11 protein-coding genes and 1 pseudogene are annotated in these 20296 nt (G+C 64.0%); 6 read left to right on the top strand and 6 right to left on the bottom strand.

The features are described from left to right. The first annotated feature begins 61 nt into the window (after positions 1-61). The 4 genes and pseudogenes from gcvP (at position 62) to B0G74_RS20235 (ending at position 7623) form a co-directional block, all read left to right on the top strand. Positions 62-2998, top strand: coding sequence for an aminomethyl-transferring glycine dehydrogenase (gene gcvP / locus B0G74_RS20250; protein ID WP_132376548.1), 2937 nt, complete (start codon positions 62-64; stop codon positions 2996-2998). 139 nt (positions 2999-3137) lie between these two features. Continuing rightward, positions 3138-4268 carry an alginate lyase family protein gene (locus tag B0G74_RS20245; protein WP_132376547.1) on the top strand — a complete coding sequence of 377 codons (1131 nt, stop codon included), beginning with the start codon at positions 3138-3140 and terminating at the stop codon, positions 4266-4268. A 29-nt stretch (positions 4269-4297) separates the two neighbouring features. Next, positions 4298-5687 (top strand): annotated as a pseudogene (locus tag B0G74_RS20240) (L-serine ammonia-lyase). A gap of 217 nt (positions 5688-5904) precedes the next feature. Then, on the top strand, positions 5905-7623 hold the full coding sequence (locus tag B0G74_RS20235) for a thiamine pyrophosphate-binding protein (RefSeq protein ID WP_132376546.1): 1719 nt from the start codon (positions 5905-5907) through the stop codon (positions 7621-7623). 144 nt (positions 7624-7767) lie between these two features. Here B0G74_RS20235 and B0G74_RS20230 read toward each other — a convergent pair whose 3' ends face one another. Together B0G74_RS20230 and putA are read right to left on the bottom strand one after the other, a co-directional pair. Further along, positions 7768-8916: a branched-chain amino acid ABC transporter substrate-binding protein gene (locus B0G74_RS20230; protein ID WP_132376545.1), complete on the bottom strand. Its 1149-nt coding sequence runs from the start codon at positions 8914-8916 to the stop codon at positions 7768-7770. Between the two features lie 88 nt (positions 8917-9004). Next, complete coding sequence (gene putA, locus B0G74_RS20225) at positions 9005-12934, bottom strand: trifunctional transcriptional regulator/proline dehydrogenase/L-glutamate gamma-semialdehyde dehydrogenase (RefSeq protein WP_132376544.1); 3930 nt, start codon at positions 12932-12934, stop codon at positions 9005-9007. 313 nt (positions 12935-13247) lie between these two features. On the opposite strand from putA, the gene B0G74_RS45830 reads away from it, so the two are divergent. Continuing rightward, complete coding sequence (locus B0G74_RS45830) at positions 13248-13415, top strand: hypothetical protein (RefSeq protein WP_165923883.1); 168 nt, start codon at positions 13248-13250, stop codon at positions 13413-13415. A 112-nt stretch (positions 13416-13527) separates the two neighbouring features. Here the strand turns inward: B0G74_RS45830 and B0G74_RS20220 are convergent, their stop codons facing one another. The 4 genes from B0G74_RS20220 to hemE form a co-directional block, all read right to left on the bottom strand. After that, positions 13528-13773: a hypothetical protein gene (locus B0G74_RS20220; RefSeq protein ID WP_132377015.1), complete on the bottom strand. Its 246-nt coding sequence runs from the start codon at positions 13771-13773 to the stop codon at positions 13528-13530. After that, positions 13773-15194, bottom strand: a complete 1422-nt coding sequence (locus B0G74_RS20215; protein ID WP_132376543.1) for a putative sulfate exporter family transporter — start codon at positions 15192-15194, stop codon at positions 13773-13775. The genes B0G74_RS20220 and B0G74_RS20215 overlap by 1 nt, the downstream gene beginning before the upstream one ends. Positions 15195-15364: 170 nt before the next feature. After that, entirely contained in the window at positions 15365-17611 is a 2247-nt protein-coding gene (locus B0G74_RS20210; protein WP_132376542.1) for a primosomal protein N', read from the bottom strand. 465 nt (positions 17612-18076) lie between these two features. After that, positions 18077-19177, bottom strand: a complete 1101-nt coding sequence (gene hemE / locus B0G74_RS20205) for a uroporphyrinogen decarboxylase (protein ID WP_132376541.1) — start codon at positions 19175-19177, stop codon at positions 18077-18079. Positions 19178-19395: 218 nt separating this feature from the next. Here hemE and B0G74_RS20200 point away from each other — a divergent pair, with 218 nt between their 5' ends. Further along, the gene (locus B0G74_RS20200) at positions 19396-20193 is read left to right on the top strand and encodes a transporter substrate-binding domain-containing protein (RefSeq protein ID WP_132376540.1); all 798 of its coding nucleotides are present in this window, start codon (positions 19396-19398) and stop codon (positions 20191-20193) included. The last annotated feature ends 103 nt before the right edge of the window (positions 20194-20296 follow it).

Raw genomic sequence — 20296 nt, 5'->3', positions numbered from 1 at the left:
CGTTTAACCCGACAGGTGCGGCGTCCTTTTCGAACGGACAGCCGCACCGCCAGGAACACCCATGAAGCTCGAACACCCGGATCGTCTGATGAACCGCACTCCTCTCTCGCTCGCCGCGCTCGAAGTGCATGACGCCTTCGCCGAACGGCACATCGGCCCGGACGCGGCCGACCAGCACGCGATGCTCGAAGCCCTCGGCTTCGCGTCGCGCGCCGCGCTGATCGACGCCGTCATTCCGAAGACGATCCGCCGCACCGAAACGCTGCCGCTCGGCCCCTTCGCGCAACCGAAGAGCGAAGCGGAAGCGCTCGCCGCGCTGCGCGAACTCGCGGACAAGAACCAGGTGTTCCGCTCGTACATCGGGCAGGGCTATTACAACGCGCACACGCCGACGGTGATTCTGCGCAACGTGCTGGAAAATCCGGCGTGGTACACCGCGTACACGCCGTACCAGCCGGAAATCTCGCAAGGCCGTCTGGAAGCGCTGTTGAACTTCCAGCAGATGATCGTCGACCTGACGGGTCTGGCGATCTCGAATGCGTCGCTGCTCGACGAAGCCACGGCCGCGGCTGAGGCGATGACGCTGCTGCAACGCATCGGCAAGCCGAAGTCGAACGTGTTCTACGTGGCCGACGACGTGCTGCCGCAAACCATCGAAGTGGTGAAGACGCGCGCCACGCCGGTCGGCATCGAAGTGAAAGTGGGCCCTGCTGCGCAAGCCGCGAATGTGAACGCGTTCGGCGTGCTGCTGCAATACCCGGGCGTGAACGGCGACGTGCGCGACTACCGCGCGCTCACCGAAGCAATCCATGCAGCGGGCGGCCACGTGGTGGTCGCCGCCGACCTGCTCGCGCTGACCGTCCTCACGCCGCCGGGCGAATGGGGCGCGGACGTGGCCGTCGGTAACACGCAACGCTTCGGCGTGCCGGTCGGCTTCGGCGGCCCGCATGCGGCATACCTCGCCGTGCGCGACGAATTCAAGCGTCAGATGCCGGGCCGTCTCGTCGGCGTGACCGTCGACGCGCAAGGCAACCCCGCATTGCGTCTCGCGCTGCAAACGCGCGAACAGCATATCCGCCGCGAAAAGGCCACCTCGAACGTGTGTACCGCGCAAGCGCTGCTCGCGATCATGGCCAGCATGTACGCCGTCTATCACGGCCCGCACGGTTTGAAGACCATCGCGCTGCGCGTGAACCGCATCGCCGCGTTGCTGGCGGAAGGCGCGAAGCAGCTCGGCTACACGCTCACCAACGAAACCTTCTTCGACACGCTCACGTTCGAATCCGGCGCGCGTACGCAAGCGCTGCACGACGCCGCGCAAGCGAAGCGCATCAATCTGCGCCGCGTGAGCGACACGCAAGTCGGCCTGTCGATCGACGAAACCACCACGCGCCGCGATCTGGCCGATCTGCTCGAAGTGTTCGCGCAAGCCGCGGGCGCGAAAGACGTGCCGCAAGTCGACACGCTCGACGAAAAGCTTGCCGCGTCGAACACGGCGTCGGTCCCCGCCGCGCTCGAACGCACCAGCGCGTACCTCACGCACCATGTGTTCAACCGTCATCATTCGGAAACGGAAATGCTGCGCTATCTGCGCAGCCTGTCGGACAAGGACCTCGCGCTCGACCGTTCGATGATCCCGCTCGGCTCGTGCACGATGAAGCTGAACGCGACCTCGGAAATGCTGCCGGTCACGTGGCCTGAATTCGGCCAGATCCATCCGTTCGCGCCGGCTGAGCAAACCGTCGGCTACCGCGAAATGATCGATCAGCTCGAAGAGATGCTGGTCGCGGCCACCGGTTACGCTGCCGTGTCACTGCAGCCGAACGCCGGCTCGCAAGGCGAATACGCCGGCCTGTTGATCATTCACGCGTATCACGCGTCGCGCGGCGAAGCGCATCGCAATGTCTGCCTGATTCCCGCTTCGGCGCACGGCACGAACCCGGCGTCGGCGCAGATGGCCGGCATGCAGGTGGTCGTGGTGGCGTGCGACGCGCAAGGCAACGTCGATATCGAAGACCTGCAGAAGAAGGCCGATCAGCACGCCGACAAACTCGCGGCGATCATGATCACGTATCCGTCCACGCATGGCGTGTTCGAGCAGAACGTGCGTGAAATCTGCGAGATCGTGCATGCGCACGGCGGCCAGGTGTATGTGGACGGCGCGAACATGAATGCGATGGTCGGCCTGACCGCGCCGGGCCAGTTCGGCGGCGACGTCTCGCACTTGAACCTGCACAAGACCTTCTGCATTCCGCACGGCGGCGGCGGACCGGGCGTCGGGCCGGTCGCGGTCGGCGCGCATCTCGCGCAGTTCCTGCCGAACCAGATTTCGTCGGGCTATGAACGCGCGCCGAACGGCATTGGCGCGGTGTCGGGCGCACCGTACGGTTCGGCGTCGATCCTGCCGATCTCGTGGATGTATATCGCGATGATGGGCGCGAAGAATCTCACCGCCGCGACCGAAACCGCGATCCTCAACGCGAACTACGTCGCGAAGAAACTCGCGCCGCATTATCCGGTGCTGTATTCGGGCCCGGGCGGACTGGTCGCGCACGAATGCATTCTCGATCTGCGTCCGATCAAGGAAACCAGCGGCATCACCGTGGACGACGTCGCCAAGCGTCTCGCCGACTACGGCTTCCACGCGCCGACGATGAGCTTCCCGGTGCCGGGCACGCTGATGGTCGAGCCGACCGAATCGGAATCGAAGGAAGAACTCGACCGTTTCATCGAAGCGATGATCGCGATCCGCGAGGAAATCCGCGCCGTCGAAGAAGGCCGCTCGGACCGCGAAGACAATCCGCTGAAGCACGCGCCGCACACGGCAGCGGTGGTCATCGCGAATGACTGGAAGCACGCGTATGCGCGCGAAACCGCGGCGTATCCGCTGCCCACGCTGATCGCGAAAAAGTACTGGCCACCGGTCGGCCGCGCGGACAACGTGTACGGCGACCGCAACCTGTTCTGCTCCTGCGTGCCGATCGCCGACTACGAGTAAGCTGGACAGTTATCGCGCATCGCCCGTTGCCTCGAAAAGAGGCGGCAGGGCGGTGCGTGGTTCTGCCCTCGGTTCTCTGTCGCTCCTGGCCGCAAACGGCTAACATCACACACCGAATCAGCCTAACGAGGAGTTTCGCATGGCGCGAAAGGTGCGATTGATGCAAAGCCGGACCGAAGCAACGCGAGCGCCGACATGGCGGCAAGCCTGCACGCTGCTGTTGGCTGGCGCAGCGGTGATGCTGCCGCTGCGGCAAGCACAGGCCGCGATGAATTTTTGTGCGGCGCCCGCCCTGCAAACTAGCGAACGCACGAACGCCGATCCCGGCGTGAAAGCGCTGGTGAGCAATGTGCAGGCGCATCTGAACGATCAGCCTCATGCGCTGGCGAAACTGCATACCGAAGGCACGCTGCCGCACGAGGGCATTTACGACCAGAGCGTCGAAGCGGAGAAAGATCTCGATCTGTTGCGCGACGCCGCACTCGCCTGGCGCGCCACCAGCGACGACCGCTATCTCAAGCTCGTCGACCGCTTGTTGTTTGCCTGGGTCACGACCTATCAACCGAGCTTCAATCCGATCGACGAAACCCGTTTTGAAGGACTGATTCTCGCGTACGACATGACCGCAAGTGCGTTGCCGGTGAAAACGCGCAATGCGTCGATGGCGTTCCTGACGAAACTCGCGAACGGCTACATCGGCCAAATCGACGCGCAACCTCGGCCGCTCAAAGGGACGTTCAAGAACAACTGGCAGAGTCATCGGATCAAACTGATTGCGATGGCCGCGTTCACGCTCGATAACCGCAAGATGATCAACGCGGCGCAGCGTCTGTTCGTCGAGCATATCGGCGACAACATCGAGCCAGATGGTTCGACAATCGATTTCAGCGAACGCGACGCGCTGCATTATGTCACCTACGATCTGCAACCGCTCGTGACAGCCGCGCTCGCCGCGCGCCGCCATAACCGTAACTGGCTGCCGGAAAAGGGCGCGGACGGCGCCTCGCTGCAAGCCGCGCTCAACTGGCTGGAGCCGTATGCGGCCGGCAGCAAGACGCATGAAGAATTCGTGCATTCGAGCGTTCCGTTCGATGCAAGACGTCGCGAGGCCGGCTTGCCCGGCTATTCGGGTCAGTGGGACCCGAAGAACGCGACGGAACTGTTTCACCTGGCGGCGCGCCTCGACGGGCGCTATACGCCGATCGCGCTGCAGCTCGCACCGACGCCGCCCGCGTGGCTCGCCGTGTGTTTGCCGCTGTCGGCGCGGTAAACCAACTCAATATCCGCAGGGAGCAGTAAATGGCAGTCAGCGTGTTCGACCTCTTCAAAATCGGCATTGGTCCGTCCAGTTCGCATACGGTCGGGCCGATGCGCGCGGCGCTGATGTTCGCACAAGGGCTCGAACGCGATGGGCTGCTCGCTGCGACCGCATCGGTGAAAGTGGATCTGTACGGCTCGCTCGGCGCGACGGGCAAGGGCCACGGCACCGATCGCGGCGTCATGCTCGGCCTGATGGGCGATGCGCCCGACACCGTGGACCCGGACACGATCGTTGAGCGGCTCGAAGCCGTGCGCCTGTCCCGCAAGCTGGCGCTGCTCGGCACGCACGAGGTGCCGTTCGTGCAGAAGGATCACATTTCGTTTTATCGTCAGGCGCTGCCCGAGCATCCGAATGGTCTGAAGTTGCGCGCGTTCGACGCGCAGGGCGAAACGTTGCGGGAATCGACCTATCTGTCGGTGGGCGGCGGCTTCGTGGTCACGGCTGGCGCGCCGAACACGAAGGTGCTGAGCGCCGTCGATCAACTGCCGCATTCGTTTCGCAGCGGCAACGAGTTGCTCGCGCTGTGCGAATCCACCGGCAAGAGCATTGCTCAACTGATGTGGGACAACGAGCGCGTCTGGCATACGGAAGAAGAGACGCGCGCGGGCTTGCTGAAGATCTGGGACGTGATGCAATCATGTGTATCGCGGGGTTGCGGCATCAACAATCCGGACGCCGACGGTAACTTGCCCGGTCCGTTCCAGGTGAAGCGTCGCGCGCCGCAGTTGTATCGCGCGCTGTCGGGCAATCCTGAAACTGGCGTTGCGCGATCCGCTGTCGATGATCGACTGGATCAATCTCTATGCGATCGCCGTCAACGAAGAAAACGCCGCCGGCGGACGCGTGGTGACAGCGCCGACCAACGGGGCGGCCGGCATCATCCCGGCCGTGCTGCACTACTACACGCGTTTCATGCCGGGCTCGAATCAGCAAGGCGTGATCGACTTCCTGATGACCGCCGCGGCGATCGGTATTCTGTACAAGCTGAACGCGTCGATTTCCGGCGCCGAAGTGGGTTGCCAGGGCGAAGTGGGCGTCGCGTGTTCGATGGCGGCAGGCGCGCTTGCTGCCGTCATGGGCGGCACGCCGCGCCAGGTCGAGAACGCCGCGGAAATCGGCATGGAGCACAACCTTGGGCTAACGTGCGATCCGGTCGGCGGCATGGTGCAGATTCCGTGCATCGAACGCAATGCGATGGCTTCGGTAAAGGCGGTCAATGCGGCGCGCATGGCTTTGCGCGGCGACGGCAGCCATTACGTGTCGCTCGATTCGGTGATCAAGACCATGCGCGAAACCGGCGCGGATATGAAGACCAAGTACAAGGAAACGTCGCGCGGCGGGTTGGCGGTGAATATCGTCGAGTGTTGAGTTGCGCGCTTTCCGGGCTTTACGATGAATGACGACGCGGGCTATAAGGCCCGCGTTTTTATTTGCGCGGCACGTAATGCGCGAGCACCAAGGTTGCGCTGCGCCGTGACAGCGCAGCCGCGCCCGGCGTAAGCTGTCGAAGCGCCGCATCGGCTAGCGTCCCGCCGATGCGGCATCCTCACACCGCACTCTTGCACTGCCTGGAGGCTTCACCGCAATGTCGCAGCCGAATGCTCCTGTTTCCGGTTCCCCCGCCGCTCAAACCACTGGCGCGCGTCTCGTCGTCGATGCTTTGCTCACGCACGGTGTCGAGCGTGTTTTCTGTGTGCCTGGCGAGAGTTTTCTTGCCGTGCTGGATTCGCTGCACGACGAGACCGAACGCATCCAGACCATTGTTTGCCGTCACGAAGCGGCTGCCGCGAATATGGCGGAGGCCGTCGGCAAATTGACCGGCCGGCCAGGCGTCGCACTCGTCACTCGCGGACCGGGCGCCACGCATGCGTCGATCGGCGTGCACACCGCGTTTCAGGATTCCACGCCGATGATTCTGCTGATCGGCCAATGCGCGCGCGAGCATCTCGACCGCGAGGCATTCCAGGAGATCGACTATCGGCGCATGTTCGGTCAGATGGCGAAGTGGGTCGCACAAATCGACGATCCGAAGCGCATTCCCGAATATCTGAGCCATGCGTTTCACACGGCGACTTCCGGGCGTCCAGGGCCCGTGGTGTTGTCGTTGCCGGAAGACGTGTTGAGCGATGCATGCGAAGCCGTGGCCGGCGCGCCGGCGTATCAGCGCGTCGCGGCGTCACCGTCGGCGGCGCAGATCGAGAAGTTGCGTGTATTGCTCGAAGGCTCGCAACGGCCGATGGTGATTGCGGGCGGCAGCGGCTGGACGCCTGCTGCGTGCGCGGACTTTCGACGCTTCGTCGAAAACTGGCAACTGCCGGTTGGCCTCGCGTTCCGCTTTCAGGACACACTCGACAACGAGCATCCGAACTATGCCGGCGACGTCGGCTTGGGTATCAATCCGGCGCTGGCGCAACGTATCCGCGACGCCGACGTGCTGCTCGCAATCGGACCGCGTTTGGGCGAAGCGACGACCAACGGCTACACGCTGCTCGACATTCCGAAGACCAAACAAACGCTCGTGCATGTGCATCAAGGTGCGGAGGAATTGGGCCGCGTGTATGCGGCGGATCTGCCGATCGTTTCCGGCATGCCGGAGCTGGCAGCGCTGCTTGCGGAGTTGAAGCCTTCGTCCGATAAACTCGCCTGGTCGGGCGCGACGGACGAGGCGCATCGAGCGTATCTCGACTGGCGCAAACCGCGTCAGATTCCCGGCGACGTGCAGATGGGCGAAGTGATCCAGCAGTTGCGCGCGCATCTACCGGACGACGCGATTCTCACTAACGGTGCGGGCAATTACGCGACGTGGCTGCATCGGCACTTTTCGTATCGCCACTACCGTTCGCAGCTTGCGCCGACGAGTGGTGCAATGGGCTACGGAGTGCCGGCGGCGATCGCGGCGAAGTCGATGTATCCGCAACGCGCTGTCGTTGCGCTGGCCGGCGACGGCTGCTTCATGATGGCCGCGCAAGAACTCGCGACGGCGATGCAATATGACCTGCATGTGCTGTTCATTGTGGTGAATAACGGCCACTTCGGCACGATCCGCATGCATCAGGAGCGGCATTATCCGAACCGCGTGCATGGCACCGGGCTCACTAATCCGGATTTCGCGGCGTTCGCGCGTTCGTTCGGCGCGCATGGTGAGACGGTGGAGCGGACTGAGGATTTTCTGCCTGCGCTAAAGCGTTCGATGGAGGCGAACTGCGCGGCGGTGATCGAGATTCGTATGCCGCAGGAAGCGAGCACGCCGGGTGCGACGTTGGAGCAGATTCGGGAGCAGGGGAGGAAGATGCGAGGGGAGTAGTTGCGTTGTCGTGCCATTCGGCAGGCGACGTCGCCAAGCACCAAACAAAAAGCCCTGCGTTCGAAAACCGCAGGGCCTTTTTTTGCATCGGCTGCCGCGTCAAATCATCACGCGGCAGCCGAGTGCTCTAGCAGGTAGAGCAGCTTACTTCCCACCCACGCTTTGCAGCGTCGTCCACTTGCCGTCGACAACCTTGTACAGCGTGATGCCGCCGTTCTTCAGGTCGCCCTTGCTGTCGTACGCGAGGTTCGACGCCGTCACGGCCGGCATCGAGGTCTTCGCGAGCACCGGCAGGTACTTGGCCGGATCGGTCGAGTTCGCCTTCTTCATTGCGTCGAACATGGCCATTGCGCCGTCGTAAGCGTACGGCGAGTACGTTTGCACGTCTTCGTTGAAACGCTTCTTGTACTTCGCGACGTAGTCCTTGCCGCCCGGCATTTCTTCCAGCGGCAGGCCGGCGAGCGATGCCACCGTGCCGTTCGCCGCGTCACCCGCGATCTGGATGAACGTCGGCGTGTGGACCATTTCACCGCCCATCAGCGGCGCCTTGATGCCCAGTGCCTTCATCTGCTTGACCATCGGTGCCGCTTGCGAATCCGCGCCGCCGTAGTAGATCAGATCCGGTTGCACCGACTTCAGCTTGGTCAGGATCGACTTGAAGTCGACGGCCTTGTCGTTGGTGTATTCACGATCGACGATCTGGCCGCCCGCTGCCTTCGCTGCCTTTTCGAACTGATCCGCCAGACCTTGGCCGTAGGCCGTGCGGTCGTCGACGATCACGATCTTCTTCATGCCCAAAGTCTTCACGGCGAACGTGCCGGCGACCGAACCTTGCTGCGTGTCGGACGTCATCATGCGGAACGTGGTCTTGAAGCCTTGTTGCGTGTATTCCGGCGCCGTCGCCATTGCGATTTCGGGGATGCCCGCGTTCGCGTAAATGCGCGAAGCCGGGATCGTGGTGCCCGAGTTGAAGTGGCCGAGCATGCCCTTGATGCCGTCATCCACCAGCTTCTGTGCAACCGTCGTGCCGGTGCGCGGGTCAGCCTGGTCGTCGGCCGAATCCAGCACGAAGCGGACTTGCTTGCCGCCGATCACCGGCTTGGTCGCGTTCATGTCTTCCACTGCCAGCGTGATGCCGTTCTGGAAGTCCTTGCCGTAGTGCGCCTGCGCGCCCGTCATCGGGCCGGCGAAGCCGACCTTCACATCTTCCGTCGATTGAGCATTGGCCGTCCCCGCCAGTGACATCGCTGCAACCAGTGCAGCGCCTGCCAGCTGTTTCATCTTGTGTTGCATAGCTTCTCCTTGGTACCAGGTGTGGATGGAGCGGTTTCGGGGTCGCCGTACCGCTTCCTTCTTTTTTGAAAAGATCGTTAAGGTTCGCTCAACCGATCGTCATCAAATTCGCATTACCGCCGGCTGCTGCCGTATTCACGCTGACCGAGCGTTCCGTCAACAGACGCTCGAGCGCGTAATCCTCATCGCCGCTTTCCAACGCGCGTGCCGCGACGCCCTGCACCGAAACGATCGGGCCCGGACGCTTCGCGACTTCCTTCACCAGCGCCAGCAGTTCGTCGCTATCGCCTTCGAACAGCACGGCGTCGAACGGCGTGTCGGCGCTCTTCTTCACGCTCGCATGCGACTTGAGCGTGGCGGGCAACTGCGCCACCAATTGTTCACCAGCGGCGCCTTCGAACAACGCGCGATTTCCCGTAGCCAGCGCCGCGGCGAACTGCACGCGCGCACCGCTCGCCGTCGATGCAACACACAGCACCGTGCCGCGCGCGCCGAGCGTGTACGTGTTGCGCTCGCCAGTCGGTCCCGACAGTACCGCGGTGGCGCCCGCCGGCACATGCGACAGATAGCCGTCGCAGCGTGCGGCCAGCACCGGCTGTTGTTCCGCGATCAGCCAGTCGCGATACGCCGTCAACGCAGCGGACGGATTGTCGCTGTTTTCTGCTGCGTGCGGTACATCCGCGACCAATGCCTGTGCGAGCGACTTCGGCAAACCGGCCGGACGCGTCGCCAGCAAACGCTGCAGATACAGCGCGCCGCCCGCTTTCGGGCCCGTGCCCGACAAACCTTCACCGCCGAATGGCTGCACACCCACCACAGCACCGATCACATTGCGGTTCACATAAATGTTGCCGACGTGCGCGCGGCTGATCACGTGAGCAATGGTTTCATCGATCCGCGTATGGATGCCGAGCGTCAGGCCGTAGCCGGTCGTGCGGATCTGTTCCAGCAGCTTGTCGAGCTGGCTGCGGCGATAACGCACCACGTGCAGCACCGGGCCGAACACTTCGCGCTTCAATTCGTCGATGCTGTCGAGTTCGATCAGCGTCGGCGGAACGAAGGTGCCTTGTGCGCAACCGTCAGGCATCGGCAGTTGCTCGACCTTGCGGCCTTTCTCGCGCATCGCCGCGACGTGCGAGTCGATGCCGCGTTTCGCGTCGAGGTCGATCACCGGACCGACGTCGATCGACAGACGATCCGGATTGCCCACGGCGAGTTCGCGCATCGCGCCGGTCAGCATCTCCAGCGTGCGGTCCGCAACATCGTCCTGCAGACAAAGAACGCGCAGCGCGGAACACCGTTGACCGGCGGAGTCGAAAGACGATTGCAGCACGTCCGCGACCACCTGTTCAGCCAGCGCCGACGAGTCGACGATCATCGCGTTCTGGCCGCCCGTTTCGGCGATCAGCGGAATCGGCTTACCGTCCGGATCGAGGCGGCTCGACAGCGTTTTGTTGATGAGGCGCGCGACTTCCGTCGAACCGGTGAACATCACCGCGCGGGTGCGCGGATCGGCCACCAACGCAGCGCCCACCGTTTCACCATTGCCCGGCAGCAGTTGCACCGCGCCCGCCGGCACGCCGGCTTCGCGCAGAATGCGCACGGCTTGCGCGGCGATCAGCGGCGTTTGTTCAGCCGGCTTCGCGAGCACGGTGTTGCCGGCAGCAAGCGCCGCGGCCACCTGGCCCATGAAAATCGCCAGCGGGAAATTCCACGGGCTGATACAGACCACCGGACCGAGCGGGCGATGCGTGTCGTTGGAGAACTCGTCGCGGATCTGCGTGGAGTAATAGCGCAGGAAGTCGATTGCTTCGCGGATTTCCGCGACCGCGTTGGCCAGCGACTTGCCGGCTTCACGCACCACCAGACCCATCAGCGTATGCATCTGCGCTTCGAGCAGATCGGCGGCACGCGCGAGGCAATCGGCACGCGCTTCGACCGGCGTGGCTTGCCAGATCGGAGCAGCGGCGACGGCATGCGCCAGCGCGGCGCTCACATGCTCCGGCGTCGCTTCCACGACCGTGCCGACGAGGTCGCGATGATCCGCCGGATTGCGCACGTCGCGCGCGACGCCGACGGCGATCTCGTTGTCTTCGAGCATCGGCGCGGCACGCCACGGATGATGCGCGCTCGCCAGCAACGCCGACGACAGCGACGCCAGCCGATGCTCGTTCGACAGATCGAGGCCCATCGAATTGAGACGCTCGGCGCCGTACAGGTTGCGCGGCAGCGGAATCTTCGCGTGCGGCGCGCCGAGCGGCACGATCTTCGAGGCTTCGTCGACCGGGTCGGCGATCAGGTCCTTGATCGCGACGCTTTCGTCGGCGATACGATTCACGAACGACGTGTTCGCGCCGTTTTCCAGCAAGCGGCGCACGAGGTACGCGAGCAGCGTTTCATGCGTGCCGACCGGCGCATACACGCGACACGGACGATTCAGCTTGTCGCGGCCGGTGACTTCCTCGTACAGCGGCTCGCCCATGCCGTGCAGGCACTGGAACTCGTACTGGCCGGGATAGTAGTTATTGCCCGCGAGGTGATAGATCGCGGAGAGCGTGTGCGCGTTGTGCGTGGCGAACTGCGGATAGACCGCGTCGGGCGCGCTCAGCAGTTTTTTCGCGCACGCCAGGTACGACACGTCCGTGTAGATCTTGCGCGTGTAGACCGGATAGCCTTCGAGGCCGTCCACTTGCGCGCGCTTGATTTCGGTATCCCAGTACGCGCCCTTCACGAGGCGCACCATGATGCGGTGACGGCTACGGCGCGCCAGATCGATGATGTAGTCGATCACGAACGGGCAGCGCTTCTGATACGCCTGCACCACGAAGCCGATGCCGTTCCAGCCGGCCAGTTCCGGATCGAAGCACAACGCTTCGAGCAGGTCGAGCGAGATTTCCAGGCGGTCGGCTTCTTCGGCGTCGATGTTCAGGCCGATGTCGTAGCGGCGCGCGAGGATCGCGAGCGAGCGCACGCGCGGCAGCAGTTCGCTCATCGTGCGTTCCTGCTGCGAACGCGAGTAGCGTGCGTGCAGCGCGGAGAGCTTGATCGAGATGCCCGGGCCTTCGTAGATGCCACGGCCGCCGGCAGCCTTGCCGATCGCGTGGATCGCCTGTTCGTACGACGCGTAGTAACGCTGCGCGTCAGCTTCGGTGGTGGCCGCTTCGCCCAGCATGTCGTATGAGTAGCGGAAGCCGCGCGCTTCGTACTTGCGGCTATTGGCCAGGGCTTCGGAGATATTCTCACCCGTGACGAACTGCTCGCCCATCAGTCGCATCGCCATGTCGACGCCCTTGCGGATCAGCGGCTCGCCGCCCTTGCCGATCAAACGCGTGAGCGCCGACGAGAGACTCGTTTCGCTATTGGTCGTCACCAGCTTGCCGGTAATCATCAAGCCCCAGGTCGCGGCGTTGACGAACAGCGACGGCGCCTGGCCGACGTGCGATTTCCAGTCGCCCTTGCTGATCTTGTCGCGGATCAGCGCGTCGCGCGTGGCGCGGTCGGGAATGCGCAGCAGCGCTTCGGCGAGGCACATCAGCGCCACGCCTTCCTGGCTCGACAGCGAGAACTCGTGGATCAGCCCTTCGACGCCACCGCCCTTGCTCTTCGTACGCAGCGTCTCGACGAGCTTGCCGGCCATGGTCTGCACATCGCCCGCGAGGTTCGCCGGCAAGCGCGCCTGACCAAGCAGGAACGGCAAGCATTCCGGCTCCGGACGACGGTAAGCGGCCGTGATCGCCGCGCGCAGCACCGACTGCGGTTGCACGTTTTGCGCGAACTCGAGGAACGGGTGTGACGCGCCGTCTTCTTCCTGCTCGACCGTGGCGCCGTCGGCGAGATCCGCCGAGCCCGTCACGCCCGACAGCTCGGGCGGCAACTGACCGTGCTCGATCTTTTCGAGGTACGCGAAGATGGCCTGCTTGATGAGCCAGTGCGGAGTGCGTTCGAGACGGGTGGCGGCATCTTTCAGCCGGGAACGCAGGAGGTCGTCGACCTTGACGCCAAGGGTGGTGCTAGCCATGTTTCCTTCTTCGGATACCAGACGAATGTGCTGGAAAAAGACTAAAAGTTGGGCGAATCGTACGCCTCCCAATAAAAAGGTGCAACCATGTTAAGCGCATGGTTGCACCCTGATGGGAGCCTTGTGCGGCGGGGGTTTGCGCTAGATGGCGCTGAGCGCGGGTACGGCGGTTGCGCTTAGTACTTTCCCTGGCGTGATTCTTTTTGCATTTACCCTTATCAGAACAGGTCGGCGCGCCGTTATACGGAACATAGCGGCACGCGGCCTCCGGGCACGCACAAAAAACGGTACGGGGTTTTAGAGGACAGGCGAAATGGAAAAGTGGCTGGTGATATTGGGCATCTGGGCGATGTGCGCGACTTGCGCGGTGCTGTTCATCCGCGGCGCGACGCGTGGGCCGGGAAGGCGCGATGCCGAGGGACACACGCCCGCGGCATCGCGCGCATCGGCGAGCGACGCGCGGACCGCATTAAACGAGTGAATGGTCGCGTCCGGCGTTCCGTGCCGGACAGAGCGACGCCGATCTCCGGCTGGCCCAGCGGCAGGACGCATGCACCGCCCGGCTCGACGCCGGGGCGTGGCTTAGGCGCGTGTCAATGTTGATGAAGCGGTTCGAACTGCGCGCAGCTGTCGCCGGGCGAAACGAGTTGATCGTGCAGCCGGCAAAGCCGGCTGTCCGCCACGCTCGCGCCGAACGCGGAACCGAACACCGCGAGACCCGGAATGCCCTGCTCTAACGAATCCCGATTCTCAGCGCGATACCGGCAGCCCGCGCAGCACGGCGCGCGCGTTTCTTCGCGCGCCTGTGCCGTGCTGTCGATGCGGGCCGCGTTGCGCATCACGAGCCCTGCCCCAAGCTATTCCAGTACGGCGCGAACACGTGCGCGGACAGCGCGTAGCCGATGGCGATATTGACCACCACGCCCACCGTAAAGGCGAGGAACGGCTTCAGGCCGGTGGCGGTGAGCGAGCGTAAGCGCGTGGTCAGCCCGATGCTCAGGAAGCAGAAAGTGAACGCCCACGTGCGCAACGCCGTAATCGGCGCGACGAATTCCGGCGTCACCACCTTGCGGTAATCTGCCAGTGAATAGTGGCTGGCAATCCACGTCACCAGCGCCGACGCGATCACGAAGCCGATCACGAACTTCGGAAAGCGCGCCCAGATCTCGCCGGCATTGGCCTTCGCTTTGACGCCGCTGTCTTGGGACTCCCAGCGCGTCGTCGCGACGATCGCCAGCACGAACGCCCAGATCCCGATCCAGATATCGCGGCCGACTACTTTCATCAGCGTGAACGCCTGCAATGACGCCTCCGGCGCGCCCGCAATCGCGCCGCCCGCATGCTTCGCGAAATCGCCATACGCTTGCGCGGCCGCGATGCCGGCGGCGTCGGCGAATTCGGACGTGCCTATCCAGGCGCCGGCGACCGCGGTCGACAGTCCGAGCGAGCGGGACGCGAACGGCAACACGAAGATCATCACGATCGCCCACAGCACCACCAGCGTAATCGCCACCGAAGCCTGTTCGCGCTTGGCCCGCACCGCGCCGGCAATCGCGATCGCCGCCGAGACGCCGCACACCGCGCCGCCGACGCCGAGCACGGCGGCAAAACGCCGGTCGAGGCCGAATGCCTTCGCGGCAAAGAAAATCACGAAGAAGGTGACAAGCGAGACGATGGTCGCCTGCCCGACCGCCACCGGTCCCGCCCACACCAGCAATGTGAACGGCAACGTCGCGCCGAGCAGCACGATACCGACCTTGATATAAAACTCGACGCGCAAGCCGGCAGAAAACCATTCGGGCAGCGTGAACACGTTCGAGATCAGCAGGCCCAGCGCCAGCGCGACGAGCGGCGGCTCGAGGTTGTACTTCGACGCGTTGACCCACGCGCCGAGCGTGAAAATCAGCGCCGACGCGATGAACAGAATCAGGAACGACGCCAGGAACGCGCCGACCCGCTGCTTCAGCGCTGCCAGGCTCACGCCGAATAGCAGGGCGAACGTGATAAACAGTGCGGCATAGTTGGGCAAACGCTTGCCGATATCCTGCGCGGCCTGCGCCACGCTCGACCATTTGGCCGGCGCCACCGCCAGCCACTTGATGCTGCTGCCCGACGCGAACAGCGCCCAGGCGACCACGATCACCAGCAGGCCGACCCACACTGCCCACCAGTCTTCAGTCGAAAAAAGTCCGCCACCGTGCGTGCTGTGCCGATTCGTCGGCGCCGCGCCGGGTTGCAGCGTCGGATTGGTATCCCTCATCGCCATGCCCCGAGGAAGTTGAGATGCATCGGCGCGGGAATGTTGGAGTTTTGCCTGAAGGTGCGCCGATCCGGCGAAATATAGGCGAGCGGCGTCGCAAAACGAAACGACCATTCGCTCTAAGAATATGACCGAAAGGAGTAACGACGGCGCCGGCCCGGCGACGCGCCTTAGATGGCGAGCGGATCGACTTCGAGATTCCACCGCAGCACGCCTTTCAGACCGCGCAGCAGCGGCTGCCAGGCACGCAAGGTCGCCTGCAAAGCGGCCCGCGACGCGCTCTCGATCAGCAACTGCGCGCGATGCACGTGCATCACCTTGACGATGGTGAGCGGCACGGCATCGTAGACAGTCACGCGTTCGGCGGCCGGAATACCGGTGAGTTCGGCCGCCGCCTGCTGCAGGAAGGCGAGCGCGGCTTCGAGCGTACGGCCTTCGGCGCGCAACAAAGCCTGATAGACGAATGGCGGCAAGTGCGCGTCACGCCGCTCGGCCAGCGTGGAGTTGGCAAAGCCGACGTAGTCATGGCGGCCTAGCGCGTGGTAGAGCGCGTGGCGCGGATAACGTGTCTGCACCAGCACTTCGCCGGGCAGACCCGCGCGGCCTGCCCGGCCGCTCACCTGCATCAGTTGAGCGAAGAGTCGCTCGCTCGCGCGGAAGTCGTGGGAAAACAGCGCGGTGTCGGCGTTCAGCACGCCGACCAGCGACACGCGCTGGAAGTCGTGACCCTTGGCGATCATCTGCGTGCCGACGAGGATGTCGACCTCGCCCGCATGGACGTCGGAAAACAGCGCTTGGGCGCTGCCTTTGCGGCGCGTGCTGTCGGCGTCGATTCGCAATATTCGGGCGCCGGGCACCGCGCTCGCCAGTGTTTCTTCAACGCGCTGCGTGCCTCGGCCCATCGGCGCGATGTCGACGTTGCCGCACTCCGGGCACGAGCGCGGAATGCGCGCTTCCCAGCCGCAATGGTGGCAGCGCAGTGCGCGCTCGGGCTTGTGGAGCACGACATAGGCGCTGCATCGCGGACAACCGGCGACCCAGCCGCAGGCATCGCAGGCAAGCTGCGGAGCGTAACCGCGGCGGTTCAGGAACACGAGGCTTTGCTCGCCGCGTTCGAGTCGCGCCTTCAGCGCGGCGATCAGCGGCCCCGACAAGCCTTCCACCGATGCCCGTCCACGCCGTCGCTCCTCTTCCAGATCGATCAGTTTGACCGTGGGCAGCACGGCCTCGGCGACGGCACGGCGCGACAACGTGAGCCGTTTGTAACGCCCCTGGTCAGCCTGCCACCAGCTCTCCAGCGACGGCGTGGCCGAGCCGAGCACGACCGGCAAGTCGAGTTGCTTGGCGCGATAGATCGCCAGATCGCGCGCCGAATAACGCAAGCCTTCCTGCTGCTTGTAGGCCGGATCGTGCTCCTCGTCGACGACGATGATCGCGAGCTCGGGCAGCGACGCCAGCACCGCCAGTCGCGTGCCGAGCACGATGCGCGCGCGGCCGGTGTGCGCGGCGAACCAGTTGCGGGCGCGCTCGCCTTCCGCGAGACCGCTATGCAGCGTGACGATCGACGTGCCTTCGAGCGCGGCGAAGCGTGCGCGGAAGGCCGCCTCGAACTGCGGTGTCAGATTGATTTCGGGCACGAGGACGAGCGCCTGAGCGTCGGGCTTCGCGGCCAGAATCTCGGCGAGCGCACGCAGATAGACCTCGGTCTTGCCGCTACCCGTCACGCCGTGCAGCAGGAACGGCGCAAAGCCTTCGGCGTCGCGGATTGCTTCGACGGCGGCCGCCTGCTCGTCGGTGAGCGTGGGCAGCGTGGGCGCGGGCGCGTCAGGCGAAGCGGCGGCGGCAAGGACGGCGGCGGCTTCAATGATGTCCAGCGCAACCCAGCCTTCCGCTCGCCACGCGTCGAGCGTTGCGATCGCTTTCGGGTGCAGTGCGCGGGCGTCGGCGGCAAGGAGGAATTCTGCCTCCGCCAAGGCCTGCGCCAGCTTGCGCAATGCGCTTGCCCGAGCCGGCAGGGCATCGGGCAACGCCGTGCGGCCTTCAGGCGTCAGGCTGTAGCGCTCTTCCGGCGCGAACAGGCGCGACCAGCGGGACGCATCGCGCAGCGCCTGCGGCAACGCGGGCAACGCGACTTCCCCGAGACCACGCTGGTAATAGTCGGCAGCGAAGGCAGCCAGCTTCAGCCATTCCGACGATATCGGCGGACAAGCTGTGCATACGCTACTGACCGAGCGAAGACGGTCGGATGGTACGTCGCTGTGAGCGGTCACTTCGCAGACGAGCCCGACGACATGGCGCTTGCCGAACGGCACGCTCACCAGGATGCCCGGCGCGACGGGTTCGGGCGTGTCGCACCGGTAGTCGAACAGGGTCGGCAGCGGATGATCCAGCGCAACACGGACGAATACCTCACTCACGCGCGAGTGGAGATCAGAAGAATGGGCGCGACACGACGCCGCATCTTGGTGCCCATTACGCAGACGGTGAACCCGTCGAAGTTAAAGTAAAACTTCAATTTCGGCGCTAAGTTTTGGATTCCGCTGAACAATTGCAATCGGTCCGCGTGCCTGTGGATAACTTTGTTGAGAACTTTGCCCGGACAGCCCGGGAACCGCGCCGCAGCGGCCTTCTGTGGGATTCCGCACATTCTGTACTGATGCCGTGAAACCCTTGCCAGACAAGGCTTAGATCAAATGCGCCTGCAATGTGCAAGGGCCAGGACACGACTAAAGCTTCTACCGCGCCGCAGCGTGATGAATGTGCATAAGTCAAGTCTTGACTTTCTCAGGACCGCCATCTGACGGCCCGCTAGCTGCAAATATTCCCTTAGGCCGAGAGCCCACTTCGCTGCGTTGCAACAAAAATTGGTAACGATTACGGCTTCATACCGGTGCATGAGCGCCACTGCGAATCGCCCGGCTGTGACGATGCACCTCGTCCACGAGTTCGGCGACGTTCTCCGGCGGCGTGAACTGTGAAATGCCGTGGCCGAGATTGAACACGTGGCCCGGGTGATTCCCGAAACTGTCGAGCACTGCGCGCGCTTCCATGCGGATCGCAGCCGGCGGCGCGAACAGCACCGAGGGATCGATGTTGCCTTGTAGCGCCACCTTCCCGCCCACGCGCTCGCGCGCCTTGCTCAGGTTCACTGTCCAGTCGAGGCCGACCGCATCCACGCCGATCTCGGCGATCTCGTCGAGCCACAGGCCGCCGCCCTTCGTGAAGGTGATCACCGGCACTTTTTCGCCGTCGTGATCGCGCTTCAGCTGGCTCACCACCTGCTGGATGTAGTGCAGCGAAAAGCGTTGATAGACGCCGTCCGCCAGCGCCCCGCCCCACGTGTCGAAAATCATCACGGCTTGCGCGCCTGCTTCGATTTGCGCGTTCAAGTAAGCCGCGACCGAGCGCGCGTTGACGTCGAGAATGCGATGCATCAGATCCGGCCGCGCATAGAGCATCGACTTGACCGTGCGGAAATCCGCCGAACCGCCGCCTTCGACCATATAGCACGCGAGCGTCCACGGGCTGCCTGAAAAGCCGATGAGCGGCACGCGTTGACGGCCTTGGGCGTCGGTGAGCGCGGTGCGAATTTCGCGCACGGCGTCGGTCACGTAGCGCAGCGTCGCGTCGATGTCCGGCACCGCGAGGCGCGCGACGTCATCTTCCGTGCGTACCGGGCGAACAAATTTGGGACCCTCGCCGGTCACGAACTCGAGGCCGAGCCCCATGGCGTCGGGCACGGTCAGGATGTCGGAGAACAGGATCGCGGCGTCGAGCGGGTAACGCTCGAGCGGCTGCAAGGTAACTTCCGTCGCGAACGCCGGGCTCTTTGCCAGACCGAGGAAACTGCCCGCTCGACCACGCGTGGCGTTGTATTCCGGCAGGTAGCGGCCAGCTTGCCGCATCAGCCAGATCGGCGTGTAGTCGGTCGGCTGGCGCAGCAGCGCGCGCAGGAAAGTGTCGTTCAGGAGTTTATGGGCCACGTTGCGTACGACTGAGGGCAAAGGGGCATTTTACCGGACCCGGCTCACAGCATCGTGCTTGATCCGGCCAATAACTGTTGTGCGCGTCGCTCGCGGCCGGTTTTCCGCAGGCTGGCAGTGGCGGCGCGACCTGGCTGAACGGCCAATGTTCAAGCGCGAATTGCCGGGCTATTATCCAACGGACTTACCAAACAATTACATACAACCAAGGAGACTCGATGAACAAGGCAGCATTCGCACTGCTCGGCGCGCTGGCCGGCGTTTTGATGCACGCAGGCGTGGCCGGGGCACAGACCAGCCCCACCGCCGCCGCGCCCTCGCGGCTCGACGACATCCTCGCGCGCGGCACGCTGCGCGCCTGCACGACTGGCGACTACAAACCGTACTCGTTCTATAAGACAGACGGCCAGTTCGAAGGCATCGATATCGACATGACGGAGTCGCTCGCTAAATCGCTCGGCGTCAAGACGGAGTACGTCAAGACGTCGTGGTCGAACCTGATGAACGACTTTGTGGCCAAATGCGACGTCGGCGTGGGCGGCGTGTCGCCGACCCTCGAACGGCAGAAGCGCGCGTTTTTCACGGAGGCCTACATGGTCGACGGCAAGACGCCGATCGTTCGGTGTGACGACGGCAACAAATATCAGACCGTGGCGCAGATCGACCAGCCGGCGACGCGCGTGATCGTCAATCCGGGCGGCACCAACGAGCGCTTCGCGAAACAGTACTTTCCGCATGCGAATCTGACCGTCTATCCGGACAACGTGACGATCTTCAAGCAGATCCTCGCCGGCAAGGCAGACGTGATGGTGACGGACGCGTCGGAGACCCTGTTGCAGCAGAAGCTGAATCCGGGACTTTGCTCGGTGCATCCAGACAAGCCGTTCCAGTATGGAGAAAAGGCCTGGCTGCTGCCGCGTGGCGATGTGGCGTTCCAGCAGTACGTCGATCAGTGGTTGCACCTTGCGCGCGCCACCGGCGAATACCAAGCTATTTCAGACAAATGGCTGAAGTAGCGTAATGCGTTTTTCGGCCGCCTTACTTTTCGGTCTCCACTGTAAGGCGGCGTCGGTCGGGATACGCCAAAAGGACCTGCCTCACGCGCCAATCATGTAACGG

This window comes from Paraburkholderia sp. BL9I2N2 (assembly GCF_004339745.1).
GTDB lineage: Bacteria > Pseudomonadota > Gammaproteobacteria > Burkholderiales > Burkholderiaceae > Paraburkholderia.
This window is presented reverse-complemented; position numbering and strand designations above follow the sequence as displayed.

Bases quoted from the DNA above. Each gene is read 5' to 3' on its own strand.
- gcvP (WP_132376548.1), top strand. From the start codon at position 62: ATGAAGCTCGAACACCCGGATCGTCTGATGAACCGCACTCCTCTCTCG.
- B0G74_RS20245 (WP_132376547.1), top strand. From the start codon at position 3,138: ATGGCGCGAAAGGTGCGATTGATGCAAAGCCGGACCGAAGCAACGCGA.
- B0G74_RS20235 (WP_132376546.1), top strand. From the start codon at position 5,905: ATGTCGCAGCCGAATGCTCCTGTTTCCGGTTCCCCCGCCGCTCAAACC.
- B0G74_RS20230 (WP_132376545.1), bottom strand. From the start codon at position 8,916: ATGCAACACAAGATGAAACAGCTGGCAGGCGCTGCACTGGTTGCAGCG.
- putA (WP_132376544.1), bottom strand. From the start codon at position 12,934: ATGGCTAGCACCACCCTTGGCGTCAAGGTCGACGACCTCCTGCGTTCC.
- B0G74_RS45830 (WP_165923883.1), top strand. From the start codon at position 13,248: ATGGAAAAGTGGCTGGTGATATTGGGCATCTGGGCGATGTGCGCGACT.
- B0G74_RS20220 (WP_132377015.1), bottom strand. From the start codon at position 13,773: ATGCGCAACGCGGCCCGCATCGACAGCACGGCACAGGCGCGCGAAGAA.
- B0G74_RS20215 (WP_132376543.1), bottom strand. From the start codon at position 15,194: ATGAGGGATACCAATCCGACGCTGCAACCCGGCGCGGCGCCGACGAAT.
- B0G74_RS20200 (WP_132376540.1), top strand. From the start codon at position 19,396: ATGAACAAGGCAGCATTCGCACTGCTCGGCGCGCTGGCCGGCGTTTTG.